Below are 12,041 nucleotides of genomic sequence, written 5' to 3' on the forward strand. Positions count from 1 at the left end.
CAGCCCAGCTTTAGGCCTGGAACCAACGGGCGGTATTGCGCTCGTCGAGGGCCTTGAGGGTAGCGGCGGGATCGGCAACCTTCTGCAGGAACATCATGGCTGCGATGGCGTACGGCTTGTAGCTGGCCTCCTTGTACATGCCCACGCGGTGCATGTCGAAGACGTCGGCGTTGACCTCGCCGTGCTCGCAGGAGACACCGGAGATGTCGGCGGGCAGCGGGTGCATAAAGATGGTGTCCTGGCCGTTGGCAGTCTTCTCCATGAGCTCGGTCGTGGAGCACCAGTCCTGATGGGTGGCGTTCTGGGCAAGCAGCTCCTTCTCGAGCGCAGCGATGCCGGCGTCGTCGCCCTCGGCGTACAGGTTGGTACGCTTCTCCATGGCGGCAAACGGAGCCCAGCTCTTGGGGATCACGATGTCGGCGCCCTCGAAGGCCTCGGCCATGGTGTTGACCTGCTTAAAGGTGGTGCCGGACTCGGCGGCATAGCTCTTGGCGCGCTCGACGACCTCGGGCATGAGGTCGTAGCCCTCGGGGTGAGCCAGGGTGACGTCCATGCCAAAACGGGGCAGCAGGCTGATCAGCGACTGCGGGCAGGACAGCGGCTTGCCGTAAGAGGGCGAATAGGCCCAGGTGACGGCAACCTTCTTGCCCTTGAGGTTCTCGAGGCCGCCAAACTCGTTGATGAGGTAGAGCATGTCGGCAGAGGACTGCGTGGGGTGATCGGAGTCGGACTGCAGGGAGATGAGCGTGGGACGGTGATCCAGAACGCCGTCCTCGTAGGCCTGCTGGACAGACTCGGAGACCTCAGCCATGTAGGCGTCGCCCTTGCCGATGTACATGTCGTCGCGGATGCCGATGACGTCGGCCATGAAGGAGATCATGGTAGCGGTCTCGCGGACGGTCTCGCCGTGAGCGATCTGGGACTTCTTCTCGTCCAGGTCCTGCAACTCAAGGCCGAGCAGGTTGGCAGCCTTAGAGAAGGAGAAGCGCGTACGGGTGGAGTTATCGCGGAACAGGGAGACGGCCAGGCCCGAGTCGAAGATCTTGGACGAGACGTTGTTCTCGCGCAGCTCGCGCAGGGCGTCGGCGACGATGTAGAGAGCCTTGAGCTCATCGGTGGTCTTATCCCAGGTGTGCAGGAAGTCGCTGCCGTACATACCCTTAAAATCGAGGCCGTTCAGCTGCTCGACGAGCTCGGTAAACTTGGCGTCCATGTAAATGTCCTTTCTAAAGGTGAAACGATCGCAATGAGTAGATGTGCTCCGGCATGCGCGTGTGGCTAGAACATGCAGAGCGCTATGACGAGGACCCGCTACCGTTGAGGAAGCATGGGAGATAACGACCGCGGGCCCCAAGTCAACAGGAGGCGCCGGGGGCATAAACTGTCCCCGGCTCAACAAAATCGAGGAATGGGACTAGTCGATCTTGTTGTTGGTCAGACCGGCGCGGAACACGGTGGCGTCGCCATCGGCCTGGCTCGGATCGTAGAGGTTCAGGGCAGCCACATACATGGCGGCAGCGGTGACCAGGTCGTCCTTGTAGGTGACCTCGTTGGGAGCGTGAGCCTGAGACTCGGCACCCGGGCCAAAGCCCACGCAGGGGATGCCGTAGCGGCCCTGGATGGAGACGCAGTTCGTGGAGAAGGTCCACTTGTCGCACAGCGGGCGACCGGTGCGCTTGTCCATGCTGGGCTCGCAGCCGATGCGCTCGTCACCAAACATGGCCTTGTGGGCGTCGACGAGGGCCTTGACGTGCGGAGCGGTCTCCTTGTTGATCCACGTGGGGAAGTAAGCCTCGGTCTCGTAGACCTCGCCGGTCCAGGACGGACGGTCGTACATGTACATGGAGACCTTCACGTCGTCGCCGTACTTCTTGGCGGCCGGCAGGTTGCGGATCTCGTCCAGGCAGGACTCCCAGGTCTCACCGGCGGTCATGCGACGGTCGATGGAGATGGCGCAGGAGTCAGCGACAGCGCAGCGGCTGGGGCTGGTGTAGAAGATCTGGCTGACGGTGCAGGTGCCGCGGCCTAGGAAGCGGGCATCCTCGAAGTGCTCGGGGTTGTACTTGGGGTCGAGCATCTTGACGAGACCCTTGATGTCGGTCGACTCGTCGCAGCCGTTGTTGTTGAGGGCGCGGACGTCGGCGATGATGTCGGCCATCTTGTAGATGGCGTTGTCGCCGCGGTCGGGAGCGGAGCCGTGGCAGGAGGTGCCGTGAACGTCGACACGGATCTCCATGCGGCCGCGGTGACCGCGATAGATGCCGCCGTCGGTGGGCTCGGTGGAAATGACGAACTCGGGCTTAATGCCGTCCTTGTTGTAGATGTACTGCCAGCACATGCCGTCGCAGTCCTCTTCCTGGACGGTGCCGACGACCATGATCTTGTAACCCTCGGGGATGAGGCCCATGTCCTTCATCATCTTGGCAGCGTAGGTAGCGGAAGCCATGCCGCCCTCCTGGTCAGAGCCGCCGCGGCCGTAGATGATCTCGTCGGTCTCGTAGCCCTCATAGGGATCGGCGTCCCAGTTCTCGATGTTGCCGATGCCGACGGTGTCGATGTGGGAGTCGATGGCGATGATCTTGTCGCCCTCGCCCATAAAGCCCATGACGTTGCCCAGGCCGTCGACCTTGACCTCGTCATAGCCAAGGCTCTCCATCTCGGCCTTGATGCAGGCAACAACCTCACCCTCCTCGCAGGACTCAGAGGGGTGAGAGATCATAGCGCGCAGGAAGCGAGTCATATCAGCACGATGAGACTCAGCAGCAGCCTTGATAGCGTCGAAATCGAGTTCTTTAGCCATTGTTCATAACCTTTCAAACGAAGGAATCTACCTGTGAGGTGGCGGAGCGATACCTATTTACTCCGCCCCAACGATTAGCAAGTGGGATATTCGCCTTCCCAAACAATTCGACGATACTGATCGGGGTCCGTGTCACCTTCCGTGGAGAAGCAGAGCACGGAGCTCGTCTTATCCAGGCCGATGAGCTCTTTGAGCTCGGCGTACTCGGGATCGAGCATGAGGGTCTCGACCAGGCCAGTGGTCACCGCGCCGGACTCGCCGGAGATGACGCGCGGGTCGCCCTTCTCGGGGGCGCCCAGGGTGCGCATGCCGCGAGCGGTGACCCAGTCGGGGCAGGACACGAAGGCGGTGGCATGGTTGCGCAGGATATCCCAGCCCAGGATGTTGGGCTCGCCGCAGCACAGACCGGCCATGATGGAGGGCATGTCACCGTCCACGATACGCGGATCGCCGTCGCCGGCGGCAGCGCCCTTGTACAGGCAGGCGGCCGGAGCGCACTCGACCACGACGAAGGTGGGCGGGTTATCGGGATACAGGTTGGTGAAGTAGCCCACCACGGCGCCGGCGAGCGAACCCACGCCAGCCTGGACAAACACGTGCGTCGGGCGGTTGATGGCCATCTCGCGCAGCTGCTCGGCAGCCTCGGAAGCCATGGTGCCGTAGCCCTCCATGATCCAAGACGGGATCTTCTCGTAGCCCTCCCAGGCGGTGTCCTGAACGATGACGCCGCGCTCGCAGGCGTCGGCCTCGGCGGCGGCCATGCGCACGCACTCGTCGTAGTTGACCTCTTCGATGGTCACCGTTGCGCCCTCGGCGGCGATGTTATCGAAGCGGGGCTTGGTGGAACCCTTGGGCATGTGAACGACGGCCTTCTGGCCCAGCTTGTTGGCAGCCCATGCCACGCCGCGGCCATGATTGCCGTCGGTAGCGGTAAAGAAGGTGGCCTGGCCAAAGTCCTTGGCAAGCTGATCGGAGGTCAGGTAATCGAAGGTGCACTCGGCAACGTCCTTGCCGGTCTCGTCGGCAATGTAGTTGGCCATGGCAAACGATCCGCCCAGAACCTTAAAGGCGTTGAGGCCAAAGCGATAGCTCTCGTCCTTAACGCACAGGTTGGACAGACCCAAGCGCGCAGCCTGACCGTCCAGGCGGGCAAGCGGGGTGACGGTATATTGAGGGAACGACTGGTGGAAGGCGCGGGCCTTCTTCACGTGGTCGAGGCTCATGATTCCCAAGTGCTTGTCATCGCTCTTGGGCATCGTGTTGCCCGCCCACTGGATCTTATCGGCCATACGGTGAACTCCTTAAGTCCTCTCTTGCCGGCCCCCGCATACGCGTTTCAGCCCATTCCCATTCATGCGACTGAACTTTTATGTGGATGCCAAACAAAAAGTTTGTTAGCACTGTTCTATCACACTTTTTGATTGGCAAACCTAACAAATTGTTTGTTGCCGTAATCGGTACTTTTTCGCCGCCGAACGGTCATGAATTGCCTTGTTGATGGATTTGTTTGCGAACAGATGTGGTTTATGGCAAAGTGTGCCCAAACTAATTTTTAGGAAGGCACCCATGACCCCCGCACAGATTGAGTTTTACAAGCGCCTCGCACACGGCCTGGCGCTCCAATTTGGCCCCAACTGCGAAGTCGTCGTCCACGATCTGGAGACCGAGGACGTGGACCACTCCATCGTAGTGATCGAAAACGGCCACGTCAGCGGGCGCAAACTGGGTGACGGCCCCAGCCATATCGTGTTTGAGTCCATGCACGAGGGCGCCACCGACGTACACGACCGCGAGCCATACCTCACCAAAACCACCGATGGCAAGCTGCTCAAATCGTCGACGATCTTTATCCGCAACGATGAGGGCAAGCCCGTCGGCATTTTGGGCATTAACTTTGACATTACGCTCATGAAGGCTTTTGAGCGTTCGCTCGACGCCTTTACCGGCACCGGCGGCACGGGCTATACCGAGCCCGAGCCCATTACCAAGAACATCGGCGACCTGCTCGAGGACCTGCTGCACGAGTGCGAGCAGTTTGTGGGCAAGCCCGCGGCACTCATGACCAAAGACGAGCGCATTCGTGCCATTGGCTACCTCGACCGTCGCGGCGCCTTCCTCATTTCCAAGTCGAGCGAGCGCGCCTGCGAGTTCTTTGGCATCTCCAAGTACAGCTTCTATAGCTACCTCAATGAGGCCAAGGCGGCGGCCGGCGACAAGTAGGCACTCGCATGGATTGCCCCTCCCCTTTTGGGCGCGAGTTCTGGAAAGCACGAATCCAAGACCGAGCAGCTTGGGAAGTTCCATATAATCGATGTCATTAGTATTTCGAAAGGATGGAACAGAATGGCGTTGAGCAAGGCATCATGCACCGGTCGCGGATTGATTCCGGCAATTGGTGGACATGTGCACCACATGTTCGATGAGAGTGAAGACGACCTGTTTTCGCTGAGCCTTGACGACGTGATGGATGATCGCCCGTGGACCGCCGACGAACTCATGAGCGGCGGGGCTCGCCCGTCAAACCCCAATCCCGCACTTGCGCCTAAGACCGCATCTGCGCCGACTCCTGCGCAGTCGCCTGTTTCGACGCCCGCGCCTACGCCCGCACCCACTTCGCCGCCCACGCCCGCTCCCCGCCCCGCAAGCGACCCGTCCGAGACGGCGGCATTTCTCGCTGCAGCGACGCAGGGCAAATCGGCCGACAGCACCGTTATGTACAGCGCCCAGCAGTTGCCTGTTCCTGCGGCACGCAAGCCTCCGGTCGCAAGGCTCGATGAGCCCGTTGCCCATCAGGTTGCCTACGATTCCTGGGCTGCAGCCGATCTGGATGAGACCTCTACCGGCATGCCGGCGCTCGACGTTCCAGTTAACCCGCTTTTTGCCGCCAACACGAGCGCCGCGGACTATGAGGGCGGTGCGGCATATTCCGATTATTCCGATGGCTATGCTGGCAACGGTCGCATCGAGACCGAGGATTATGGCACCGCATCGAGCGATTATCTCAACGATCCGTACGCTGCCACGCCCGCACCGGAATATGACCCGGAGGCCGCGTCCGCGCCGGCGTATACCAAAAGCACGGGCGAAGAGCGCTTCGCCGATTATTACGCCGAGGAAAAGGCGCAGCGTTTCTCGGAATTTCCGCAGGCAGTCAAGGTTGCCTTTATCGCCATTATCATTGCCCTGCTCGGTGTCATTGCGTTTGAGGGATTCCAGCTGTTCCGCGGCCCCACCCAAGCGGAGTCGGAAACCCAGCAAAAAGAGGACGATAACCAGTACCTGGACATCAACACCCTCAAGGGCGACCCCAACGACGGAGACGACGAGTAGCGAGGGCTGAAGGCAGCCGCAGGATCCCGCATCCAGCATCGGCTTCTAAGTGCTGTTTTGTCATCCAACTACACTTTTCCGAAGTTTTAAGGTGCCTATTTCGACACTTTTCCGTACTTTTACACGGCTGATTTCGACACTTTTCCGGATGAAAGCCAAATAATCACTTGGGAAACCAACGCCATCCGCGCGTCATTTCGCGGATGGCGCTTGATTTCTGTCCGTACACGTTGAGTCCGTACACGTTGATAGACTCCATCTTGCCCGCAAGGAGCGGGCGCGTTTTATCCAGAGTCGGGGTAGAGAGTTGGCTCCACGATCCCGACGCCAACCGGCCAAGAGGCACGGTGGCCCTGCCAACATTGATGAAAGGAGTCCGTATGGACAATTTCTCCGTGCGCAGTGAGCGCAACTTCCACAACCTGGCAGCCAAGCCAAAACGAATGCATCTTCTGGACGAGCCGAGCGGCTATGCCTCGGCCATGGTCAAGAACAGCCTCTCCCACCAGATGCGCTTCACGGTACAGAAGCTCGAGGAAGAGCTCTGCGCTGCTGGCAATCCGCATGTGCTACAGATTAAGTTGTTCGGAGACGATTTGCGTGAGCCGTCTAGCTGGAAGCTCTTTGCCGACGGCGCGTGCGTCGCAAGCGGCTCGGGCGACTTTGCCCGCGAGTGCTTCTGCGAGGGAGCTGAGGTGTTTCTGGACCTGTGTCGCGACGCCGTACGCACAGCCGAGCTGCGGCAGTGGAGCCAGAGGAAGTACGAGCTGCTGAGCGCCGCGCGTGGGGTTGCGGGGATGTAGGCAGACGCAGGCGGCGTGCAGCCGTTGCACGCCGCCGCTCAGGCCACGCGATGTCAAAAGACTGACACTTGTGTATGCCTTTTGACAGTCCGAAAGCGCTAGCGAAGTTCATTGATGCCGCGGCTAGATGCGCAGCAGTAAAGAGATGCTGAATACAAATCGCACCCATCTCCAATGGATCCAACACGTCAAAATAAGCACAGATACCCGAGCGCTTATGCTACATGGAAGCACAGAGAGGCCCGCGTTCCGAACCACCACAGCTCGGAACGCGGGCCCCAGCAACTAATTCTTTTCGGATAATCCCAATCCAGTAATCTCCTGATAGCGCCGCTTCAACGTATACGCATCGGGAAGCCTAGAGATCCTCTGATGAATCAACTCATTAAAATCCGCCAGATTTCCGATTACGACATCGATGCCGCCAGCAGCGTTGAGCAAATCGACGTACGTCATAAAGCGAAACTCGAACGGAATGCCCTCGATTTCCTTTGTGCATCCATCATGAAAGTCAATCAGTCTCGAAACGTCATGGGCAACGTACGTGACTCTAACGGTCATGTCGTAGGGTTCGTTGCGCAACTTCGCCTCGTGCTCGTGGTAGCGCACAGTTTCATGCAGGGAGTTAATGTGCGCCTGAATGTACTCATCCCGCAGACCGCCACCGTGTGCCTCATAGGCCTCGATATGTGCACGATTTGAAAGGTCCAAGTATTCAACATCGCCATATTTGCGCCCCGAAGCGTTCGTCTCGTTCACGGAAGAGCCGAGACCCCTTGCGAACCAGCCCTCTTCCGGATGAATGCAGCGGGTAAGGAAATCTACCAGCCTCTGATCGAGAACGCCCTTGGTTAAACTGTTTGAGATCCCCACGCGCTTGACAAAAGCCTTGATGGAATCGACGCCGATCGGCTCCAAAGGCGTCTTCGTTTGACGAGAATCGGCAATGAGAATCAAATAACAACGAATAATGTGAGCAACGCGTCTTCTCGTCGTGTAGGGCAACTCTGCCAGAATGCTAAAGACATCGGCAAGCAGAATCGAGCCGTTCCCAGTCTGCCGGGAGAGTTTCGTTTCGGCCCATGCTTCGTCAAGTGAATAGACGGACTTGGCGTTGTTGAGGTATGGATTCTCCTGAGTGGGATGATACATGGAGTTCCAAAGCGCCTTTACATTGCTCGAACGGGGCGTGCATTCGTAAATCGCCCTGCCGGGGAATCTGTCAACCATCTCAAGCGTAAGCAACTCAAAGTAGAGCATAAACTGGTACGGCTCAAAAGGAATGAGGCCCAAGTCGATAACATCGTCGGCAAGCGTATCGCATCTCGAGAACGATCCGAGAAGGCCTCGGAAAGTTTCTCCAGCGACGTCAGGTTCGATATCACCAAACAGGGCGGCGACGTCTGAAACGTCAGTTTCATGTATTCCGGCTATCCTCTCAGAGCCGAAGGGCGGGTCAATACCGATAGAACTGATTACAGCATTGATGGCGTCGAAAGTTGCGGCAGGAACGTTAAGAATGCCTCTAATCCTATCGAGACCGAGGTGTTGCTCCACGACAAGGGTACGAATGAGCGGAGCACAGCCAATCAAAGCGATTGCATGACTCCTTGCCATGAACTGCTTCTCCTCGAGTTTTTCTTCGAGCTTGAAGTAGCCGTTCGCGAGCTCTTCCATTTCATGGTCGACGCCAACCGCGGCGCTAATGACGTCCTTCAATTCCTTTGAGGGACTATCGTAGTTCTCAAGCCAAAAGCTCCACATCTCGCCGAAGCGATCGGAGATCTCTTCGGCGGGAATCCTGGATTCCTCAGGGCCGTTCTCGTAATAGTCCGCAACCTGAATCGCGGCGCTTTCCATCGAGTTCGGATCTATAGGCAGGGACGCCGCCAGAAGCGCTTCGCATATTTCAGAAATGTTTGCACTGCTACTCATTTACACGCTCCCATAAAGGTTGAGGCTCATAAGCGATAAGGCCATCAAGATCGTCGCTTACCGCACTGAAGGTTAATCCGCAGGCACAAAGCACTTGAGAAAGCTCAGAGACAGTTATGCGCTTGGAGCCGCTTTCCAGTTTCGAAATCGACGCTTGCTGGCATCCCGTTGCCTCAGCGAGCGCCGCCTGTGACATCCCGGAGCGTCTCCGCCATTTAGCGATAAGTCTCCCGAGAGAAAGATTGAAGTCTTCCATAAACGCCCCCTTCCGGCAGCAACCCATGCTTGTATATGATATCATCTCATGAGTTCATTCCATATTGGAATGAGCTCTACTATTCAGGAGGATTGCTTTAATGAAGCGTTTCGTCAGCCTTTATTCGGGAGCGGGCGGTCTCGACCTCGGCTTCATCGCCGCCGGGTTCACCCCCGTATTTGCGAACGATATCAACCCGGACGCCATGAAAACCTACGCTGCCGCGATGGACGCGATCTCGAAGAAGACCGGCAAAACACTGAGCCACAGGATAGTCACGGGAGATATTAGGGAGGTTGAGGAACTGCCCGGAAGGGGTTCGGCGGAGCTAGTCATTGGAGGACCGCCCTGTCAGGGCTTCTCGGTCGCGGGGAAGATGGACCCGAACGACCCCCGCTCGCGTCACGTCTTCGACTTCCTCGGCATGGTCGAGAGGGTCCAGCCCCAAGCGTTCGTGATGGAGAACGTCAAGGCACTCGCCAAGAACAAACGCTGGGCTGGAACTATTGCCGACATCCGCAAGAAGGCGGAAGAGATTGGCTACAAAACCAACCTTGAGGTGCTGAACAGTGCCAATTACGGCGTCCCGCAGACCAGAGAGCGCATGTTCCTTGTCGGGATCAAGGACCCCTGCATCGAGTACAACTACCCGCAGCCGACAGTCAAGGAATGGGTGGGTGTGGCCGACGCCCTGCGCGGGCTGCCTCCTCTCGGCGAGCCGGGCAATGATCAGACTTGCAAGGCGAAGGTAACTACGGCAAAAAGCCCCGTGCTCCGCCCGTCGCCGTTTGCAGGCATGCTGTTCAACGGCCAAGGCCGCCCGATGGACATGGACAAGCCCGCGCCGACGCTTCCCGCCTCAATGGGCGGGAACAGAACGCCGATTGTCGATCAAGAGACGCTCGAAACCGGAGCGACCCAATGGGTCGAGAAATACCACGAAGAGCTTCAGAAAGGCGGGAAAGTAGCCGATAGCGTTCCTCCTCGCCTTCGCCGCATCTCGGTCCAGGAAGCCGCCACCATACAGACCTTCCCGAGGGATATGCCTTGGTATGGTTCGCAATGCTCCCGCTATCGGCAAATTGGAAACGCCGTTCCTCCCAAGATGGCCTTTGCGGTTGCGCAATCTGTCGCAGAAGCCCTTGGCATGGATATAGACGCAAACCCCTCTCTGCTTGACGAGCTAGGTTAGACAATAAGGGCCCGCAATGTGGCTACCGCCCCAAAACTTTGCCGAGGGTTTCATCCAAGCTCTCCCGCTCGAGGTCTGCAAGGTCCAGTCGATAACTCAAATCGCGAATGCGATCCGGAACGTCCTTGAGAAAGTTGTTAGTCCTGGCAGAATAGCATCGTATATCACGAACAAAATAAGCAGTTTTTAGCCCCTTTTCATCTGCCCTGAGAAGCTGCTACAGGTTTATGAAGCCGGTCGTTCAACAACATGTCCCGCAAAAGAGCATACGGCCTTTAATTTGCATCAGATTCTAAACGTCACGCATGAGAAATCAGCGAGGCCCCAAGTTAAAGCGAGAGCCGAACTCACTCACGGCACGCTACAGCCGTGAACCCTCCAAGCCCGCCAGCCGTTCAGATGTTCCAAATGATATACAGCTTGAAACCTGGCGACTTGAATCGAAGGTCATTCCTGGGACTATCGGTAGGCAGCCTATCTGCATGCGTTGATCTATCAAATTGGCCTTGATGCCAAGGTATATCCAACACTCGACCACCGTTCTCAGCACATCTCCTTACCTCCCCTCCAACTTCAGCTGCAGCAGCAGATCACTCAGCTCAGGGCACTTGCTGGAAAGGCGTGTTTGAACGCACTCGCCCATCCCCCATCGCTGGCGGATCTCCTGGGCGTGCGGACTCACGCGGTAGTCCCCGTCCATCACTTGTTTGAGTAGTTTGGCGGTCACGCGGGCATCGGCTAGGGCACTGTGGGCGTGGCACGTCGACTCGTCGAACTCGATGCCAAACCACGTTGCCGCGTCACCCAAAGAGACGCACCCGTGGCTGCCCACATCCATGATCGAGGTGTAAAACGCCTGCAGGTCGGCCCAGTCCGTAGGAAATGCGGAAAGGTCGATGTGCTTTGCCTGACACTCGGTCAAAAGCTGTCGCCGGTCCGCCCCGCTCCAGCAGACCACCTGGGCGGAGTAGCGACCGATCCAATCGTTGAGCCTTTTCATCACCACGTAGAGAGGATCAGCCATGGCGGTATCCACGGCCGATATCCCCGTGAGCTCGCGGACGGGATACGCAACGCCTTCGGCATATTCCGTCTGCACAAACTGCGAGAACTCGCCCATCACGTTGCCGTGGTAATCGAGCTTAACAGCGCCGACCTCGATAATCTCGTTGCGCAGTCCGCGGCGCTGGCGCTGCTTTGGCACCGGCGCAAACTCAAAATCCAGCACAATTTGGCGCGCAAAGTTCGTCGTATCGATAGCCGAGATACACGGCGTCTTTTCAGCTGACACGGTTACGGCCTCTCTCCGTCAACTGCCGCTTGCTACATAGGTGGCTACATTGCCGTAAGGATAGGCGCCCGTGCGGACATGAAATCGCCCAGCGCGGCTACCCGGCATCCTTGCGTAAAGCTGCGTTTTGAGATGGCCAGATCGCTGTTATTATCGAACATATATTCGTATTTATGGCTGCAGTTTGATAGACTGGTTATTGTTGACGGCAGTTCCATGTGCCGGGCAGCGCCCTCCATGCGACGGGAGGTGATGCCCATGACCGATCTGATTGATTTCGTGAAGCTCCTGACCGCTTTGGTCTCGCTCCTCACGGCGCTTATCGGACTTTCCGAGGCACTTAAGCAGCGTACGAAGCAAGACGATATGAGAAAGCCATTTGGGCCGCCTCCCCCGCGGCGCAGCTTCTTTCCGCGGGCTCGGGATGCCACAAT

At 58.0% G+C, this 12,041-nt stretch carries 10 protein-coding genes; 4 read left to right on the forward strand and 6 right to left on the reverse strand.

Going from position 1 to position 12,041, the window contains the following annotated elements; translation table 11 throughout:
* Window positions 1–10: 10 nt before the first annotated feature.
* From ygeW to dpaL, 3 genes are all read right to left on the reverse strand, one after another.
* Window positions 11–1,213: a knotted carbamoyltransferase YgeW gene (gene ygeW / locus ABHU32_RS07650; protein WP_195644111.1), complete on the reverse strand. Its 1,203-nt coding sequence runs from the start codon at window positions 1,211–1,213 to the stop codon at window positions 11–13.
* A gap of 201 nt (window positions 1,214–1,414) precedes the next feature.
* Window positions 1,415–2,800, reverse strand: a complete 1,386-nt coding sequence (locus ABHU32_RS07655; protein WP_055252228.1) for a YgeY family selenium metabolism-linked hydrolase — start codon at window positions 2,798–2,800, stop codon at window positions 1,415–1,417.
* A gap of 74 nt (window positions 2,801–2,874) precedes the next feature.
* Window positions 2,875–4,089 carry a diaminopropionate ammonia-lyase gene (dpaL, locus tag ABHU32_RS07660; protein WP_118266260.1) on the reverse strand — a complete coding sequence of 405 codons (1,215 nt, stop codon included), beginning with the start codon at window positions 4,087–4,089 and terminating at the stop codon, window positions 2,875–2,877.
* Between the two features lie 277 nt (window positions 4,090–4,366).
* Between dpaL and ABHU32_RS07665 the strand changes: the two genes are divergently transcribed.
* The 3 genes from ABHU32_RS07665 to ABHU32_RS07675 all read left to right on the forward strand — a co-directional run bounded on the left by ABHU32_RS07665 (window position 4,367) and on the right by ABHU32_RS07675 (window position 6,933).
* Complete coding sequence (locus ABHU32_RS07665; RefSeq protein ID WP_089573552.1) at window positions 4,367–5,020, forward strand: helix-turn-helix transcriptional regulator; 654 nt, start codon at window positions 4,367–4,369, stop codon at window positions 5,018–5,020.
* 123 nt (window positions 5,021–5,143) lie between these two features.
* Entirely contained in the window at window positions 5,144–6,130 is a 987-nt protein-coding gene (locus ABHU32_RS07670; RefSeq protein ID WP_346979549.1) for a hypothetical protein, read from the forward strand.
* Window positions 6,131–6,510: 380 nt separating this feature from the next.
* Window positions 6,511–6,933: a hypothetical protein gene (locus ABHU32_RS07675; protein WP_346979550.1), complete on the forward strand. Its 423-nt coding sequence runs from the start codon at window positions 6,511–6,513 to the stop codon at window positions 6,931–6,933.
* 285 nt (window positions 6,934–7,218) lie between these two features.
* Here ABHU32_RS07675 and ABHU32_RS07680 read toward each other — a convergent pair whose 3' ends face one another.
* Window positions 7,219–8,868: a hypothetical protein gene (locus tag ABHU32_RS07680; protein WP_346979551.1), complete on the reverse strand. Its 1,650-nt coding sequence runs from the start codon at window positions 8,866–8,868 to the stop codon at window positions 7,219–7,221.
* Window positions 8,861–9,124 (reverse strand): helix-turn-helix domain-containing protein, encoded by a 264-nt coding sequence (locus ABHU32_RS07685; protein WP_195520882.1) that lies wholly within the window; start codon window positions 9,122–9,124, stop codon window positions 8,861–8,863. Before ABHU32_RS07685 ends, ABHU32_RS07680 begins: the two co-directional genes overlap by 8 nt.
* Window positions 9,125–9,224: 100 nt before the next feature.
* Here ABHU32_RS07685 and ABHU32_RS07690 point away from each other — a divergent pair, with 100 nt between their 5' ends.
* On the forward strand, window positions 9,225–10,316 hold the full coding sequence (locus tag ABHU32_RS07690; RefSeq protein WP_195520883.1) for a DNA cytosine methyltransferase: 1,092 nt from the start codon (window positions 9,225–9,227) through the stop codon (window positions 10,314–10,316).
* 556 nt (window positions 10,317–10,872) lie between these two features.
* Here the strand turns inward: ABHU32_RS07690 and ABHU32_RS07695 are convergent.
* Entirely contained in the window at window positions 10,873–11,607 is a 735-nt protein-coding gene (locus ABHU32_RS07695) for a 3'-5' exonuclease (protein ID WP_346979552.1), read from the reverse strand.
* Window positions 11,608–12,041: the final 434 nt, after the last annotated feature.

The organism is Collinsella aerofaciens, from assembly GCF_039758965.1.
GTDB lineage: Bacteria > Actinomycetota > Coriobacteriia > Coriobacteriales > Coriobacteriaceae > Collinsella > Collinsella aerofaciens_BR.